The following is a 15,098-nucleotide window of genomic DNA, read 5'->3' as shown; positions in this document are numbered from 1 at the left end:
TCAGCCTCCGATCAACACGTTGGGCGCGCCGGCTGCGATCGGGTTGGGAGCGCCGGCCTCGATGATCATGTCGCCCTGCCGGGCGGCGGGCAGACCGCCGATCAGCACACTGACGCTGCCCTTCGTCACTACACCGCCGACGTGCGGCTTCGGTCCGTCAGAGAGCGGGCAGATGTGGCTGTCGCTGAGCGCCCGCCAGGCTGCAAGATTGCCGATCAGCACGGTCGGACAGCCGGGGCCAGGCCCGAGCGGCGTGCCATGGCCGGTCATGTCCGTAACGCGGGCGGCCGGCTGGCTCATCAGTTGATCCTCACCATCGTGGCGTTGGCGTTGAGCGCGGAGCCGCCTTTGAGGTCGAGCTTCAGCGAAGCCTCCACACTGATCGTGGGCGCCTTCAGCGTGAGGGTTTGTCCCGCCTCGAGCGTGACGGCGCCTCCGGAGCTCTTGAAGGTGAGCTTGTTCACCTTGTCATCGATGACGATTCCGTCGTCATCGATTTCGATCCGCTTGCCATCGTTCAGCTCAATACGGATGCTGCCCTTGGAGCCGTCGTCGAAAATCACGACGTGGCCCTTGCGCGAGCAGATGACGCGCAAGTCGTTCTTATTGGCAGCGTCGTTCTTCGGAGGTTTGTCGGTCCGGCTCCAGAGCTGGCCGAGCACGTAGGGGTAGCGAATATCGTCGCGGTCGAACGCGACGAGCACCTCGTCATTCACTTCCGGCAGAAAGAAGGTGCCGCGGTCCTTGCCGGCCATCGGCATGGCAATGCGGCACCAATCGGTCTCGAATTTCTCGTGGCGCCAGGGGAGTTTCAGCTTCACCCGCCCCAATCCCTCCGGGTCATTGATGGCGGTGACAATGGCGGAGGCGACGCCGGCGACGGTGCCGCCAGCCTCGTGCGTGCTTTCCGATCGGATGGGGATGACGCTCATTTGCTTGTCGTTTCCTGGATGTTGAAGCGGGTGCGATAACCTGAGCCATCGAGGCGATGGACCGTCTTTTCGACGTAATAGGTGGTCGAGAACTTACTCCCGAGTCCGTCGAGCCGGATGTTGGTGTCGGGGATCAGCTCCGGAAAACCGAAGGTCTCACCTTCGCCGCGCACGAAATCCTTGGCGCGCTGCGCCAGTTCGGCGGCGGCACGCTCGTCCGCTTCCTGCTTGGATTTGACCGGATAGCGCAGTTGCAGCACGGACTCGCGACCGAAGATGGTTTGCTGCAGGTCTCCGCCGCTGGTGACAGTTCCGGCTTTAATTCGGCCAGGCTCATTGCCGCGCATCGCGACGCCGAGAATGGCCTCCTTCTTGACCTCATCCCAACCCCGCACCTCGACCTTGGAGACCTGATTGCCGAGATTGGCCTCCGGCTTGAAGCTCAGGAGATCGGTACCCCATTTGAGCGTGCCGACCGGCGCGATATCGGTCTGGCGCGGACGGAAATGCAGTTCGCCCCGGCCGCTCGCGGGCCGGGCGTAGAATTCCCATTTCTTTTCGGAGGTGGAGAAATTCTCGGCCAGTTTGCGCAGGAAGTCGAGGTCGCTCTGCATGTTGGAGTCGAGCGAGACATTGTTCGGCGGCGTGCCGGCAAGAGTCAGATTGAAGTTGTTGTCTTGCGCGACTGCGGCGACCGCCTCCTTGATCGACTTGTTGTTGAATTGGTGCTCGCGCGTGCCCAACGTCAGCCGGTAGGTTTCATCAACTCCCGAGACTTCGAGTTCGGGCGATCCGCCTTCGGCGAAATTGGTGGAAACGGCGGTGATGTAACCGGAGATCAGCAGGTACTGGCCACGCCGGTCTCCATAGCCCATCGAAATCCAGACTCGGGTGCCTAGCTTCAGCAGATCGAGCGCCTTGTTCCCGCGCGCCGTGAGGAAATCGCCGCGGCCGATATCGAAGGTATCGGGCACGGTAAAGCGGAACTGGCCGCTGACGCTCAATTGCAGATCCACCTCGGCTTGCGTGAAGGCGAGCCCGTACGTCTGCAGCATGTCGCGGTCGGCCGATCCGAGCGCGATCGTGCCCGAGGGCGCATAGAAATTGTGGCGCACGTCAGTTTGGGCGGCGAAGGCCATTGTCCCCCTCCCATGGTGGAACGCGCAGCCAGTCGCCCGGCTTGAGTTCGCGCGGGTCGTCGACGTCGCTGGCACTGGCAATGACGCGCCAGGCACTCACGTCGCCGTATTCCTGATTTGCGATTAGCCAGATGGTGTCGGCGCCGCGAAGCTGCCGGCGCTTGGTCTTGTCCGAGGATTCCCGGCGCGGCTCGTCGAGCTGGCGGGACAGCGGACGATATTCGCGGAAGCTGCAGGACAGCGTTGCTCGCGCCGGCGTGCCGTCGGGACGGAATAGCGTGACCTTGCGGCCGATTTTCTCGAGCACGGCATCGAAGCGCAGCGGTCCCCATACGAAGCGGACGGGGGGCGGCGCGTGCAAGGTGCGATCAATGTCGAGAAGCGAAGTGACTTCCAGGATCCGTTGGTCGACCGGCTTCGGTGGCCCGCTCTGACTGCCCTCCGCCGCCCCGCCAGCATCGGTAAGATCGTCCAGGAACAGGTCCATCGACAGCGTGGCGGCGTCGCCATTGACGAACTGGATCAGCGGGCTGCCGAGCCCGGGGACCGGGGTCGACTTGAAGGCGTTGGTGCGCTCGAGCGTGTACTCGGCGGGATTGAACAGGACGGGCAGACGGGTGCCCTGGCGCGAGCCGCCCAGTACCTCGATAAAGGCCTTCTCGAGACGCATGCTCAGAGCCCCCGCCGTTGCCGCTCGGAGCGGGTGTGCCGATCGATACGCCGCATCACCTCGTCAACGAGACGGTTGAAGTCCGGCGCCGCCGCGGTCGAAGACGAGCTGGCAATAACGGCGTTGCTACGCGTCACCGTCGTCACCGGCACCGCCTCGACGGCGCTGTGCATCATGGCCGGCATCGCATGGCTCGCTTTGACACGCGCGGGAACGGCTGCCTCCACGCGCTGCGCAGCCGTTGCGTCATCCTTCGCGCGCCAGGTCAAACTGAGGGGCGGCCGCACCTGACGGCGCGGGAGACCGACTGCGGCGGGCGCGCGGTCGAGAGGCGCGATGGCCGGCGCGGTGAGTCGAATGAAGCGGCGCCGCACGAGGGAGACCGGTGCCGGCACGTCGATCCAAAGGATCGCTGGCGAACGCCGTGACCGGCGTACCACGCTTGCCGCAGAGACCGATCGTACCGACGGCGCGATGTAAGCTTTGTCCGGCGATACCGTTTGCTGCGGGGTAGTCCGTCCGTGATGCACCAATCGTCGCTCTTTGTTCACGACATAAGTCAGGGCGGATCGGCGCACGATCCTGCTTATAGGGGCAGGCTTTGACGGCTCGGAAATAGCGAGTGCATTGCGTGGCCGAAATGCCGGAGGAACTTGCGGCAAGATGCGGGTGGTTGGCGTTGGGTCGAAATGACCGGCGATGGCGCGCCGGGACAGCACTGCCGGACGGATCGCGGCAGACGCGCTTGTCGCTGAATTGATACGTACCGGCGAAGGTGCGAACGTTGAAGTCGTCGCGAGGGGCGCCACCAAGCCGAGGCGCCAATCAAATTCCAGTCTCGCCGACCAATGATGAAAATGATCGACACGGCGGTTTGGCAGGGATCGTGGCACGGAATCCGCGACCGGTGACCAACGCTTGCGCCAACGTAACGGCACCGGCACGCGACGCGCGGCAGACGCCACGCCGATGATCGGACGAAGCGGTGCAAGCAACGTCCGAAGCGGCGCGACAAGACGAAGACGAACAGGTGTCATGCGGCCTGCCCTCCCGCTCGCCGGAGCAAGAGGCCGTGGTGGACGAACTCTACCGCTTCGACATTCACCTGACCGCTCAGCGCGTCAAGGTCGGCGGCACTCCACTTCACCGGATAGGCGCCCTGCGCGCTCCAGCTCCAGACCTCGCGCCGTTGATCGTCCTCAAGCGTGATGGTGATAGTGCGGCGCTTCACCCGCCCCTCCACCACATCCTGGTGCCAATTCCACAAGGCCGGATCGGCGAGACCGCGCTCGAGCACGAGATTGGGATAGGCGGTATGGGTCATCAGCTTGTGCTCGAAGTCGTTTACGCCCCCCTCGCGATAGGATTCGACGCGCGTTTCACGCTGCAAGCCCTTGACGCGGCTAAACCCGCCGGTCCGCACCTGATCGATGCTGACCTTGAAGCGGAAACCCGAATAGGGATCGGCGCGCGGCATCGGCTCACGACCTCGCGAACAGATCCTCAGCCGCGTTGCCACCGCGGTCGAGGGTCCGGTTGATGGTCGATATCTCACGGCACCACCGCCGCCGCTCGCCATGCTCCAGCAGTAGCAGGCTGTCCCTGCTCCAATGGAAATGGGCGGCGATGAACGCCATCTCCCCGTACAGTTGGGCCACGGGGTAGGCCATCAGGCTTCCCCCATGGTGCGAAGGCCTCCCGCCTGCCCGGCGAAACCGTTGGTCGCAATGGGGGCGACCGCCGCGATCTCGTCGGGATCGTCGAGAGCGTTGATCTTCTCGTACAGGCGGCGCAGATGCTCGAGGTCTGCTGTGAACAGGTTCTCGACGACGTGGGTGTCGACCTCGGGCAGGCTGCCGAGCTTGGTGATCACGCGCGCCAGCAGGATGACTGTCAGGTAGGCGGGGTTGGCCTGCACGCGCGGATCGCGTTGCGGCAGGATCTCGTCCGCCGCCGTCGCAAGCCGCATCGTGCCGCGGCGATGCAACACGCCGGCTTCGTCGATGAACCCCTTCGGCAATACGAAGTCGATTTCCGTCGAAAAGGCTGGTGAACGGTCCATAACAAACCTCCGGTTTAGCGGGTGCGCTCGATGCCTTCGTTGGCGAGTTCGAGCACTTCGATGAACACCTCGTTGCCTTTGCCGTTGAGATCGCTCGGATCGTATTTGGTCGGCCAGGCGTCGGTGACGACGTAGCTCGCCTTGTCGGCGCCGGCCTCGTCGATGACGATGATCTTCACCTTCTTGCGCTGTTCCTGGATCTTTCCGGCAACGACCAGCTTGTGCCAGTTGTAGAGCTCCATGGAATCGGTGACGCCCCATTTGAGCGTGATGTTGCCGTACTTGGTGAGGCCGGGCAGTTTGCGGACATGCGTCGGCTCAGTGCCCTCGCGATAGTCAATCGGCTCGGTCGTGCTCTCGCCGATCGCCACCTCGCTAAAAAAGCCTTGGGTGATCTGGTCGATTTCGAGTCGGAAGCGGAAGTTCCGCAGCGGGTCGGTACGTGGCATTGCGAGTCTCCTTTATGGCCTCGGTCGTCAGGTTTGCGACTCGGCGGTGTTCTGGAAGATTCTGAAGACCACGAACTCGGCAGGGCGCACCGGCGCGATGCCGATCTCGCAGATGAGTTGGCCGTTCAGGATTTCGTTCTGCGTCATGGTCGAACGGTCGCAGACGATGGTGAAGGCTTCCTCTTCCGTGACTCCCATCAACGCGCCTTCACGCCACTGCGATCGCAGGAACAGGCGGATGGTGTCCTTCACCCGCTCCCACAACTTTTCGTCGTTGGGCTCAAACACCACCCATTGCGTACCGTCGTAGATCGAGCGCTCGAGGAAGATGAAGAGCCGCCGGACACTGACGTACTTCCACAGCGAGTTCGAGGAGAGCGTGCGGGCGCCCCAGACCCGGATGCCGCGGCCCGGGAACTGGCGGATGACGTTGACGCCGCGAGGGTTGAGCACCTCCTGCGCGCCGGTGTCGATGTAGTATTCGAGATCGCTGATACCGCGCAGAGTGTCGTTGGCGGGCGCCTTCCAGACACCACGTTCGTTATCGGTGCGGGCGTAAAGCCCGAGCACGTGGCCGCTCGGCGGCACCAATTTCTTGGCGCCGGTTTGCTGATCGGCGGTGTAGAGCCACGGGTAGTAGAACGCGGCGTATTGCGATTCAAGTTTGCTGCGAGGATCGATAGCGCCGGAATTACCTCTGCCGCTCGGGACATCGATCACAGCAAAGCGAAATTTGTTTTTCTCGCAATGATCCTTGACGGCAAGAGCGACGTCATCGCTGGCGTTTGGCGCGGTGACAAGCGCAACTTCGCGGTATTCGTCGAGCTCGAGCGCCGAAAGACCTGTCCGCAAGCTGCTGACAAGATCCCAGCCCTTGTAGTCGTTGATTCCGGGAGCCGGAGTAGTCGTCCCACCGGTCAGCGGCGCGAAGTTGCCTGACGGTTGCGCAGTCACCCCTAGGTCCGTGACGCTAATAAAGGCCGAACTGCCCTCAAGGCGCTTTACGAAATGGTCGGGAGAGGCCGGGTCCTTCCAGACGAGGTTGTCGAAATCTTCGATCACTGTCGGTCGCGGCAGAATGCTCAACTGCAGCGGGTCGAAGGGGTCCGGATAAGCATTGTTTGGCGCAGGCGTGTTCCAGTACGCCACCTGGAGCCGGAAGCCGACGGGCGTATTGTTTGGTCCGCCCTTGATGGTGCTGTCGATGACCTTGACGAAAACCCGGTTGCCCCATTCGCCTCGGCCGACGGCATCGATCTTCAATCCGCCGATGCTGCGGCTGGCCGGCTGGCCGCCGGGCCCGATGATCCGGCACACATAGGCGCGGCGGCCGCCGTTGTCGAAGAAGCCGGAGAGCGCGTAGGGCATGTACTTGTCGTCGCCGAACGCGCCGCCGAAGTAACGGCGATAATCGTTGAAACTGGTAACGAGGCGTGGCCGCGTCGAGCCGCGTTCGGTTTCGCCCAGAAAGGCGGCGGTGCTGGTTGCAACGCCTTCGATCGGGCGCGGACCGCGCTCGATCTCTTCGATGAATACGCCAGGCGCGAGATATTCGGGCATGATTGCCTCCGGTCAGTATTGGGTCAGGGTGTGGGGGGCGCGAGCAGATCTTGGACGAGCTTTGCTTCTGTCTGCACCAGAGTGTCGAAACGAGTCTTCAGCGACGGGGCATCGTCTTTGCGCAACGTGAAATCGGCATCGGCCTCGGCAAGTTTTTCAGCGGATATTGTCCATGCCTCCAGCACTCCCTTGCGCTCCGTCTGCAACGGCATCGGGTCATCCTTGCCATCCTCCGATGACACCGGAATGAGATAAACGCTGCCGTCTTTGCGGGCTTTCCCGGAACACAGAACGCGTTTCCGTTCGGGGAAATCGACGAGGGCAGACGATAGCCGCAGGATGGCCTGCCCTACGCCGTTCTTCAGGGGCCTGTCGGCAGGCGCGACCTGGATCAGACGTGGCGCCACCTCGAACAGCAACCGGTAGATAGCGTAATCGGCGTTGGTATTGGAAAGGATGTCGGCATTGATCTTCTCGAGGTCACCTATACTGCTCCCGATCGTATCCTCGATCGACTTGCCGGGGTCGGACCACGCCTTGAAAGCATCGGCCCAACCCTTTGTCGTGTTGCGAGCGTCGCGCAGGGCGAGTTCGCGTGTCGCGAGACTTTCGTCCAACCGGCGTCCGACCTGTTTCTTCCGGAAGAACAGCCCGTACAGGGGCATGAACTTCCAATAGCAATACGGCGGCTCCGGCCGATCGCACAAATATGTCGGCGGATCCAACTGTTCGTGTAGCCACTTGTCGAACCGCGTTTTCTTTTCCTTGTCGGCGGAAGGCATTTGCCTTTCTTCGGCGGAGCAGGTCGTGCTCTTATCTTCGCACAGCAAATCCGCCATCGCAGACTCGAACATGCCTATTGCCTTCTCAAACTTGGCGCGGACGGGTCCACCGGGTTCGGGCGCGATGTCCGTCTTGTACTTCTTGAAAATGTCGTTGCGCTTCTTGACCTTGTCGGGCTCAGAAGAAAAAAGATCGTCCGTCGCGTCGGCGATGCCTTGCGTCGCCGACGCAAGCGCAGCCTTCCTCGCCTGCTCAAGGATACGAGGATCAGGTGCTTCGTCGTCAAACGGTGGATGCTTTAGTTCTGGCGGACAATCCGGATCCGGCTTCGTTTCAGATTGACAATTGCTGTCTTGGCTTCCGGTACTCATGACTCGTCTCCCGTTTGCTGGATGGCACCTGGCATGCGGCTCATGGTGGCGGTGGCTTCAGTTGCTCCCAGATCAGCCGCTCCGCCGCGCGGACCAGTCGGGCAAATCGCAAATCAGGAATTTCGTAGATCAGCTTGACGCTTCCGTTGTCGAATTCGATCCAGCAGTCAATCGTTTGGTCCTTGGACCGACGCACGGGTGTGATCTCATCGTCACCCTTCATGACCGCGACGAACCCACCGCGATCATCGGTCTTCGATACGTAGTCGGAGGACACCGTCTGTCTGTCCTCACGCAACACAAGTCTGACGGCGACGCCACGCATGGCGACCGGCGGTGTGCCCGCAAGAAGCTGGCCGGCGAACGCCGTCACACCGTCAGGCGGTTCGAGCAGACCGGTTGCGGCGAGTGGGAGTCGAAACAACAGCTTATCAGGAGTGATCTCCTTGACGTGCGCCGGCACCTTGATTTTCTCAGAGAGCGGGGCAAACCGGCCATCCGTTGATTCCGCCGTGATGACGATCTCGCGATCCGCCGGCTTCTCGATCTCGTTCCAGGCAAAGCGGCCCGAGAATGTCTTGATCGGCGGACCGTATCCCTCGGCGGCGACGCGCAGGCCGTCTCGTACGATCAAGCCGGTGATCGGATGGGTGAATTCAACGGCGAACATCGAGGCCGATGAGATGACCTCCGCGTGCAGCAGATTGAGCACCTGGCTCATTACAGCGTCTCCGCGAGCGCGCCGCCACGCAGGTCGCGGTCGATCACCGACGAGGCGCTCGGCACCGGCTTGAGCGGATCGATCCACACGGGCGACGCGCGGAAAATGAAACAAGTGCGGCAGTTGAAGTTTGGAAACAGCCCCCAGATGCGCGACAGCTCCTCGCTCGACATCGGATCGAGCGAGAGCCACACCGCGTCCTGGTAAAACAGCGGCAGCGAGAGCGGCGAGGCCGACTCGATTGCCTGGATAGCGCGCCCGAGGCGTGTAAGCCCGTAATCATAATACTTGTTGTCGGGCGAACCGCTGGTGACCAGATAGTGAAGGTCGAGTGGCACAGCGGGGTCGTACCGCTCCGGCGGCTTCGTGGAGTCCTTGGCGGGACGCAAGCGTTCCGCGTTGCGCAGTTCACCATTGGGCGTTATGCGCATGAGAAAGAGAATCAGCTCATCCATCGCCTTGCCGGTATCCGGCGGCCCGACATAAACATCGCCCGTGTCGGGTCCCGGCGGCGGCCCTCCCGGGAGATGCAATGCGTCTCGCAGCAAGTCGCGGATCGCGTATGTGACGGCTCGGATCGGCACTAGGCGACCCTCTCCAGTTTGCCAATTTCGCCATAGGCGCCGAGCCGCCGGAGTTCGATCCGCGTCGCCGCGTTGACGTGATCCTTGGCGATCATGCGTTTATCGCGAGCCGCACCCATGGCGGCATGCAGCGCGATCTGCCGGATGCTGCCGCCGGTTAGATCGAGACGACGAGCGAGAAATTCCAGACCGAGATCCTCCTCGCGGTGCTCGCCCTTCGGCAGCGACTGCTCCCAAATGGCAAGGCGCGCCGTCGCATCGGGCCGGGGAAACTCGATGCTGAAGCGCAATCGCCGCGAGAACGCCGGATCTACGTTCTCCGGATGGTTGGTGGTCAGAATCGCCAAGCCGTCGAACAGCTCCATCCGCTGCAGCAGATAAGCGACCTCGATATTGGCGTAGCGGTCGTGCGCGTCGCGCACTTCGCTGCGCTTGCCGAACAGAGCATCCGCCTCGTCGAACAGCAGGACGGCACCGGCGCGTTCCGCCTCGTTGAAGACAATGTCCAGATTCTTCTCGGTCTCGCCGATATACTTGCTGACGATGCGCGCCAGGTCGACCACGTAGAGGTCGGCTGCGAGCGCCGAGGCAACGGCGTAGGCCGCGAGCGTCTTGCCGGTGCCGCTGTCGCCCGAGAACAGCGCCGACACGCCGCGCGCCTGCAACAACGCTCCAAATCCCCACTCGTCGAGAACCTCGTGACTGTGGCGAACGTGATCGAGGATCGCGCGAAGCTGGTCCTTCTGCATCTCTGGCAGCACGACGCGGTCAAGGCACGAGCTGCCATCTTCGCGATTTGGGCAGGGTTGCGGTTCTATCCGGCGCGCCAATGCCGGCAGATGGGCACCAGCAGCGGCGCGGAATCCGGCGCGCCAGTCGTCGGCGTTCGGCGTCTCGCGGCAGGCATCCGCGGCTGCGGCCTCGGCAAGAGCCTTGGCGTCTGGCAACTGGTCGAGCCGCAGGCGATAGCGAGCCGCGAGCTCTGCGGCGAGAGGTTTATCAATCGGTCTGCCGAGTAGCAGCGCGATGGCGCCTTCCCAGTCCTTGGTCTTCACTGCCGGCAGACAAACCACCGCGAGTGCTGTCTGCGTGGTCGCGGCGAGCAGTGGCGCGGGGTTTTGCGTCAAAATAAACGGTGGCGTCGAGCTGGCAGTCAGTAGAGGCGTAAGGGCAGCCCAAAACGCTTCGGCGGCGGCGCTCCAATCGCTAAGATCGACGATCAAGCGTCGGCCCGCAAGCAAGGCTGCCTGCACGGCTTGCGCGACGGCCGCTTCTGCTCCGCTCACCGGCGAGATGCAAATCGGTTCGTCGTTTGCAAGGAATCTGGCTTCGACCTGCAGCCATCCAGGTTCGGAGCCAGTCAACAGCAGAGCCGCCGGTGCCTCGTTCGCCTCGATAATACGCCGCATGGCGACCCAAACCGCGTCGCGCCGGTCGGTCGGCAGGAGCCGGCCGACACCCGCCGGTTTAACTACGAGCGGTGCCAGTGCCGGCGCGGCCAGCAGTTGCCCGATATCCCCGGACAATATCCAGTCAAATGCGGCTGGTTCGACGTGTAGCGCGGCATCGGCGGAAGGAATGCCGCTCTTGAAACTTTCGATCAAACCGGACCTGCGCAGCCGCTCGAGACCGGCGAGGCCGATCCGAATGTTGAACGGCCGTGCGTCGCTGGTCGCCGCAGCAAGTATGGCGCATGCTAATGCCACCGTGGGATGTCGACGACTGAAATCGTCCTGCATCGCGCCAAAGATGCGATGAAAACGGAAATCTAATTCTGGACTGAGGATGATGAGCAGCAGCTTCAGCGTTAGGGGATCGTGATCAATCAAGGTCGCGATGCGGGCGAGCGGTGTTTGCCGCGCTTTTGGATCGTCAAGCACCGCGAAGAAACTTTTGAACGCGCAATCAAGCTCCTCAGTTGGTCCGTGCTGGATGCAGACGATGCGGCGCAACCACGCTCTCAGTTCCTCCCAGGTCAGGGGTAGGCCTGGCATGGATTTTGGGTCTGCCTCCCAGAATTTGAGCAATGCGTCGACCGCGGCGTCAGCCCAGATTAATGCCGCTTCCAGTGCCTTGGTAATGTAGGGGTCCGGAGTTTCAGCCATCGCCACCGAACGCGGCGCCTTGCCCAACGTCTGGCTGGAAGGGAAAGGCACGAGCACGCCCCGGTCCGAGTTTCCCGCGATCATACTGCTGCCATTCAGCAACAAGGTGATAATCTCGATAAATTCGGGAGAACCAGGCGAACCCAGAACCAATTCGATGGTGCCAACGCTTACTGGCCGGTTGAGTATTTCGACAATTCCCGGACCGTAGGGCTGCGACAGATTGAGGCTGAAAGTCGGCGCACTGGTCGGAAACGAAGCGAAGTTGATTGCCGGACGCCTCTTCCGGATTTTGTCAATGATCTGGGTGACTTGATCTTCAAAACCAACCAGCACGATGACGCCAAGTTCTTCGTGAAGGTCGACGAGAATAAGGGCTTGCTCGAGCGTGACCGGTTCCGGCGCAACGAGCGTGATCCGGCGGTCCGCCGCAAGAGAATTGAATATCTGGTCGACAAGACGATCATTGGCTAGGCAGTCTCCCCTAACAACCAACGCACTGGCTTGTCTTGGTGTCGACACTGCCGCCCTCAACTGTGCAAAGAAGTCAAGGTTATGGGGGTTAAGTCATTGCAACCATCGTCCAAAAATGTCCGAGAAGTATGGGGCCAACCGATCGAGATTCCATTGGATCCGATCTAGATGCCAACCTAGATCGGGATGGCTCAAAGGATCATCCGCCGTGAGCGTCACGAGAGGATCACGGGTGCCTGGGCTTGACTTGCGCGGAATGCTCTGGATAGCGCGGTCGGGATGATTGACGCCGCCGGCGCGCGGTGATGGGTTGATCCCGGTTCGGAGCGGGCAACGGGGATCAGAATGACCAGCGAGTCGCAGCTGCGCGAGAAGCTTCGGAAGATCGAGGCGTTGTTCGTGGGGGCCGGAACTGCTGGTGAGCGCCTTGCAGCGGAAGCCGCGCTGCAGCGGGTGCGGGCCCGGGTCGAGGAACTTGCTCGCCACGATCCACCGATCGAACAGCAATTCTCACTTCCCGACCAGTGGTCTCGGCACCTGTTTCTGGCGCTTTGCCGCCGATATGGGCTGCGGCCGTTTCGTTATCGCCGACAGCGACGTAACACGGTGATGGTCCGTGCGTCACGGGGCTTCGTTGATCGAGTCCTGCTGCCCGAGTTCACCGAGCTGGAGGGTGCGCTGCAAGTGTATCTGCACGAGGTAACGCTGCGCGTGATCCGCGAAGAGATCTACGACGACGCCAGCGATGCGCAGGAAGTTCCCGACGCCGTGCCGTCGAACTGATCAAGCGGCGAGCTTTGGCTCCGAACCATCGCGCTCGGCTTTCCAATTCCACGGCAGCAGCGTGTTCAGCTGATTGATCTTGGTACGTCCGGAGACGATGCGCTCGAGAACATCAGTAAAATAGTGCCGTGGGTCGATGTCGTGAAGCTTTGCGGAGTTGATGAGTGATGCGAGAGTGGCCCAGGTTTCGGCGCCGCCCTCACTGCCTGCGAACAGATAGTTTTTCTTTCCCAGCCCGATCGGCTTGATGCTGCGTTCGACCGTATTGCTGTCGATCTCGATGCGCCCATCATCGATGAATCGCGTCAGGCCATCCCAATGGTTGAGGGTGTAGCGGATCGCCTTGCCAAGGCCGGATTTCTTCGAGACTTCCAGCAGTCGCGCCTCGAGCCAGGGCTTGAAGTCCTCGATCAGCGGTCTGGTGTCGGATTGTCGCACCGCAGCTCGCTGCGTCGCCGGCAAACCGCGAATGCGATCCTCAATGGCGTAGAACATCGCGATCCGCTGCAGCGCTTCCGCGGCAATCGGCGATTTCGTCGCGATGTGGACGTCCCAGAACTTCCGCCGCGCATGCGCGAAGCAGAACGCCAGTTGTACCAGACGGCCGCCGTTTTTAATCAGCCCCTTGTACCCGGCGTAGCCGTCGACCTGCAGGATGCCGTCGTAGTCTCCAAACAGCTGCCTGGCGCGGATTGCCTTGCGATCCTCGGCGAACACGTAGACTACTGCCGGCGGCGCCGGGCCGCCCCACGGGCGGTCGTCGGTGGCGATCGCCCAGAACTGGCAGACTTTGGTTCTGCCACGGCCGGGATCGAGAACTGGCAGCGGCGTCTCGTCGGCAAACAGCCGCGGGTAGGACATCACTGCGCGGCGCAACAGCGCGTGAAGCGGCTTCAGCCACCAGGCGACGCGGCCCATCCACGAGGCCAGCGTTTGCCGGTCGAGCGTGATGCCTTGGGCGGCAAACATCTGTTCCTGGCGATACAGCGGCAGCTGGTAGCCGTATTTCATCACCGCGACGTGGGCCAGCAAGGCTTCCGTCACCATTCCACCGTCGATCGCCTGGGCCGGCGCGGGTGCCTGCAGAACACCCTGGCGGCATCCCCGGCAGCCGTACCGTGGACGCATGATGCGCTTGACCCGGTACTGCATCGGAATGACGTCGAAGGCTTCCTTGACGGTCTCCCCGATCTTGTGCAGCTGCTCGCCGCAGCAAGGGCAGATGTGGCTCTCGATATCGATCACGACATCGATGCGCGGCAAATGCTCCGGAAGCTTCCCCCGGTTGCGTCGCGCCGGTCGCTTTCCACGGCCCTCCGCTCCGTCAGGCAGCCTGCCTCCGGTCACGTCGTCGTTGGCGGCGGCACGAACCGCCTGTGCCCTGATGGTGAAGAGAGACAGCTGTCCGATATCCAGTGTCTCGGAGCGCGGACCGAAGATCGTGCGCTTGTACTGGGACAGGATCATCAGGAGCTTGTCGTTCTCCTGGATCGCAGCGTCGCGTTGGGCGATCGCTGCATCACGCTCGGTCGCCAGCGTGCTGCATTCCTCCGACAACGCCGCAAGCCGTGACGATAGCGTCATCACGGCTTGTCGGAGCAATGCTGGATCGGAAGGCAAATCACTCATGCAGAGCGATTCTACAACAACTCCGCATGAGTGACGAACGACTCTTGATAATGATCAACCAGCTCGCATCGGCTGATCCACAACTCGCATCGGCACACGCTTCCAGTCCGAGCCATCGAGCAGCACCGAGAGCTGAGCATGAGATAGCGACATGACGCCTTCCTTGATCGGCGGCCAGGTGAACTGCCCCTCGATTCTTTTGTAGTAAAGGACAAGGCCGCTTCCATCCCAAGTCAGGATCTTCACGCGATCTCGGCGCTTGGAGCGGAAGACATAAAGTCCGCCGTCGAACGGATCGGCTCCAAAGGCCTCGCTCACCAGCATCGCCAGCGAGTCCATGCCGCGGCGGAAATCGACCGGCTGCGTCGCAATCCAGATCGACAACCCAGCTCGAAGCCCGATCATCGACCAACCGTCCCGACCGCCGCCAGCACCTCGCACAGTGCCTCCCGGTCGACTGTCCCCCTGACACGGATGCGAATCGCGCCGACCTCGATCTCGATCGCCGCCTGCTCCTCACTCGGGCGCCCACAGCCGGTGATCGCGACCGGCACAAAGCCAGGTGGCATGCCTCTGTCCCCGCGCTCCGCGACCTGCGCCCGCGTAGCCTGGCGACGCCAGAGAAACAACAGGCTTGGACTGATGTCGTGTCGCCGCGCCACTGCGGACACGCTTGCACCCGGCGCAAAACTCTCCGCAACAATCGCCGCCTTCGCATCGGTCGACCAGCGCCGACGTCGGCCCGTCCCGGTGATGATCTCGACACGCTGCAGCGTGTCGGCGCCGTGTTCGAGGATAGGCATATGCCTATCCTTATCGCTATCCTTACGACTATC

General features: G+C 62.2%; 18 protein-coding genes. 1 reads left to right on the top strand and 17 read right to left on the bottom strand.

Going from position 1 to position 15,098, the window contains the following annotated elements; translation table 11 throughout:
• From HAP54_RS13870 to HAP54_RS13805, 14 genes are read right to left on the bottom strand one after another with little or no spacing between them, the layout of a single operon-like run.
• Positions 1 to 300, bottom strand: a complete 300-nt coding sequence (locus HAP54_RS13870; RefSeq protein ID WP_166300688.1) for a PAAR domain-containing protein — start codon at positions 298 to 300, stop codon at positions 1 to 3.
• The gene (locus HAP54_RS13865) at positions 300 to 932 is read right to left on the bottom strand and encodes a phage baseplate assembly protein V (protein ID WP_166300687.1); all 633 of its coding nucleotides are present in this window, start codon (positions 930 to 932) and stop codon (positions 300 to 302) included. Before HAP54_RS13865 ends, HAP54_RS13870 begins: the two co-directional genes overlap by 1 nt.
• Positions 929 to 2,071, bottom strand: coding sequence for a phage late control D family protein (locus tag HAP54_RS13860; RefSeq protein WP_166300685.1), 1,143 nt, complete (start codon positions 2,069 to 2,071; stop codon positions 929 to 931). The genes HAP54_RS13865 and HAP54_RS13860 overlap by 4 nt, the downstream gene beginning before the upstream one ends.
• Positions 2,049 to 2,741 (bottom strand): LysM peptidoglycan-binding domain-containing protein, encoded by a 693-nt coding sequence (locus tag HAP54_RS13855; RefSeq protein WP_166300683.1) that lies wholly within the window; start codon positions 2,739 to 2,741, stop codon positions 2,049 to 2,051. The genes HAP54_RS13860 and HAP54_RS13855 overlap by 23 nt, the downstream gene beginning before the upstream one ends.
• Before the next feature lie 2 nt (positions 2,742 to 2,743).
• Positions 2,744 to 3,778, bottom strand: coding sequence for a hypothetical protein (locus HAP54_RS13850; RefSeq protein ID WP_166300681.1), 1,035 nt, complete (start codon positions 3,776 to 3,778; stop codon positions 2,744 to 2,746).
• Positions 3,775 to 4,218 carry a phage tail protein gene (locus HAP54_RS13845; RefSeq protein ID WP_166300679.1) on the bottom strand — a complete coding sequence of 148 codons (444 nt, stop codon included), beginning with the start codon at positions 4,216 to 4,218 and terminating at the stop codon, positions 3,775 to 3,777. Before HAP54_RS13845 ends, HAP54_RS13850 begins: the two co-directional genes overlap by 4 nt.
• A gap of 4 nt (positions 4,219 to 4,222) precedes the next feature.
• The gene (locus HAP54_RS13840; RefSeq protein WP_224741272.1) at positions 4,223 to 4,411 is read right to left on the bottom strand and encodes a DUF6760 family protein; all 189 of its coding nucleotides are present in this window, start codon (positions 4,409 to 4,411) and stop codon (positions 4,223 to 4,225) included.
• Positions 4,411 to 4,803 (bottom strand): hypothetical protein, encoded by a 393-nt coding sequence (locus tag HAP54_RS13835; RefSeq protein WP_166300677.1) that lies wholly within the window; start codon positions 4,801 to 4,803, stop codon positions 4,411 to 4,413. The genes HAP54_RS13840 and HAP54_RS13835 overlap by 1 nt, the downstream gene beginning before the upstream one ends.
• A gap of 14 nt (positions 4,804 to 4,817) precedes the next feature.
• The gene (locus HAP54_RS13830) at positions 4,818 to 5,252 is read right to left on the bottom strand and encodes a phage tail protein (RefSeq protein ID WP_166300674.1); all 435 of its coding nucleotides are present in this window, start codon (positions 5,250 to 5,252) and stop codon (positions 4,818 to 4,820) included.
• Between the two features lie 27 nt (positions 5,253 to 5,279).
• Complete coding sequence (locus HAP54_RS13825; protein ID WP_166300671.1) at positions 5,280 to 6,812, bottom strand: phage tail sheath family protein; 1,533 nt, start codon at positions 6,810 to 6,812, stop codon at positions 5,280 to 5,282.
• 23 nt (positions 6,813 to 6,835) lie between these two features.
• Positions 6,836 to 7,966, bottom strand: a complete 1,131-nt coding sequence (locus HAP54_RS13820; RefSeq protein WP_166300668.1) for a hypothetical protein — start codon at positions 7,964 to 7,966, stop codon at positions 6,836 to 6,838.
• A gap of 40 nt (positions 7,967 to 8,006) precedes the next feature.
• Positions 8,007 to 8,687 (bottom strand): hypothetical protein, encoded by a 681-nt coding sequence (locus HAP54_RS13815; protein ID WP_166300666.1) that lies wholly within the window; start codon positions 8,685 to 8,687, stop codon positions 8,007 to 8,009.
• Positions 8,687 to 9,271, bottom strand: coding sequence for a Pvc16 family protein (locus HAP54_RS13810; RefSeq protein WP_166300663.1), 585 nt, complete (start codon positions 9,269 to 9,271; stop codon positions 8,687 to 8,689). Before HAP54_RS13810 ends, HAP54_RS13815 begins: the two co-directional genes overlap by 1 nt.
• Positions 9,271 to 11,898, bottom strand: a complete 2,628-nt coding sequence (locus tag HAP54_RS13805; protein ID WP_166300660.1) for an ATP-binding protein — start codon at positions 11,896 to 11,898, stop codon at positions 9,271 to 9,273. The genes HAP54_RS13810 and HAP54_RS13805 overlap by 1 nt, the downstream gene beginning before the upstream one ends.
• A 297-nt stretch (positions 11,899 to 12,195) precedes the next feature.
• Between HAP54_RS13805 and HAP54_RS13800 the strand changes: the two genes are divergently transcribed.
• Positions 12,196 to 12,633, top strand: coding sequence for a hypothetical protein (locus HAP54_RS13800; protein WP_166202962.1), 438 nt, complete (start codon positions 12,196 to 12,198; stop codon positions 12,631 to 12,633).
• On the opposite strand, the gene tnpC is transcribed toward HAP54_RS13800, so the two are convergent.
• The 3 genes from tnpC to tnpA form a co-directional block, all read right to left on the bottom strand.
• On the bottom strand, positions 12,634 to 14,217 hold the full coding sequence (gene tnpC, locus HAP54_RS13795; protein WP_166215215.1) for an IS66 family transposase: 1,584 nt from the start codon (positions 14,215 to 14,217) through the stop codon (positions 12,634 to 12,636).
• Positions 14,218 to 14,316: 99 nt separating this feature from the next.
• Entirely contained in the window at positions 14,317 to 14,667 is a 351-nt protein-coding gene (gene tnpB, locus HAP54_RS13790; RefSeq protein WP_166202960.1) for an IS66 family insertion sequence element accessory protein TnpB, read from the bottom strand.
• On the bottom strand, positions 14,664 to 15,065 hold the full coding sequence (gene tnpA / locus HAP54_RS13785) for an IS66-like element accessory protein TnpA (RefSeq protein WP_166202958.1): 402 nt from the start codon (positions 15,063 to 15,065) through the stop codon (positions 14,664 to 14,666). Before tnpA ends, tnpB begins: the two co-directional genes overlap by 4 nt.
• Between the last annotated feature and the right edge of the window lie 33 nt (positions 15,066 to 15,098).

Origin of the sequence: Bradyrhizobium sp. 2S1, assembly GCF_011516625.5 — a bacterium.
In the GTDB taxonomy this organism is placed as follows: Bacteria; Pseudomonadota; Alphaproteobacteria; order Rhizobiales; family Xanthobacteraceae; genus Bradyrhizobium; species Bradyrhizobium septentrionale.
Note: the sequence above shows the minus strand (reverse complement) of the source record. Positions and strands in the feature narration are given on the sequence as shown.

What these genes read in the sequence shown, in the direction of transcription:
- HAP54_RS13835 (WP_166300677.1), bottom strand. Translation starts at nt 4,803, where the DNA reads ATGGACCGTTCACCAGCCTTTTCGACGGAAATCGACTTCGTATTGCCG.
- HAP54_RS13860 (WP_166300685.1), bottom strand. Translation starts at nt 2,071, where the DNA reads ATGGCCTTCGCCGCCCAAACTGACGTGCGCCACAATTTCTATGCGCCC.
- HAP54_RS13855 (WP_166300683.1), bottom strand. Translation starts at nt 2,741, where the DNA reads ATGCGTCTCGAGAAGGCCTTTATCGAGGTACTGGGCGGCTCGCGCCAG.
- tnpB (WP_166202960.1), bottom strand. Translation starts at nt 14,667, where the DNA reads ATGATCGGGCTTCGAGCTGGGTTGTCGATCTGGATTGCGACGCAGCCG.
- HAP54_RS13865 (WP_166300687.1), bottom strand. Translation starts at nt 932, where the DNA reads ATGAGCGTCATCCCCATCCGATCGGAAAGCACGCACGAGGCTGGCGGC.
- HAP54_RS13840 (WP_224741272.1), bottom strand. Translation starts at nt 4,411, where the DNA reads ATGGCCTACCCCGTGGCCCAACTGTACGGGGAGATGGCGTTCATCGCC.
- HAP54_RS13870 (WP_166300688.1), bottom strand. Translation starts at nt 300, where the DNA reads ATGAGCCAGCCGGCCGCCCGCGTTACGGACATGACCGGCCATGGCACG.
- HAP54_RS13820 (WP_166300668.1), bottom strand. Translation starts at nt 7,966, where the DNA reads ATGAGTACCGGAAGCCAAGACAGCAATTGTCAATCTGAAACGAAGCCG.
- HAP54_RS13825 (WP_166300671.1), bottom strand. Translation starts at nt 6,812, where the DNA reads ATGCCCGAATATCTCGCGCCTGGCGTATTCATCGAAGAGATCGAGCGC.
- HAP54_RS13845 (WP_166300679.1), bottom strand. Translation starts at nt 4,218, where the DNA reads ATGCCGCGCGCCGATCCCTATTCGGGTTTCCGCTTCAAGGTCAGCATC.
- tnpA (WP_166202958.1), bottom strand. Translation starts at nt 15,065, where the DNA reads ATGCCTATCCTCGAACACGGCGCCGACACGCTGCAGCGTGTCGAGATC.
- HAP54_RS13850 (WP_166300681.1), bottom strand. Translation starts at nt 3,778, where the DNA reads ATGACACCTGTTCGTCTTCGTCTTGTCGCGCCGCTTCGGACGTTGCTT.
- HAP54_RS13830 (WP_166300674.1), bottom strand. Translation starts at nt 5,252, where the DNA reads ATGCCACGTACCGACCCGCTGCGGAACTTCCGCTTCCGACTCGAAATC.
- HAP54_RS13815 (WP_166300666.1), bottom strand. Translation starts at nt 8,687, where the DNA reads ATGAGCCAGGTGCTCAATCTGCTGCACGCGGAGGTCATCTCATCGGCC.
- tnpC (WP_166215215.1), bottom strand. Translation starts at nt 14,217, where the DNA reads ATGACGCTATCGTCACGGCTTGCGGCGTTGTCGGAGGAATGCAGCACG.
- HAP54_RS13800 (WP_166202962.1), top strand. Translation starts at nt 12,196, where the DNA reads ATGACCAGCGAGTCGCAGCTGCGCGAGAAGCTTCGGAAGATCGAGGCG.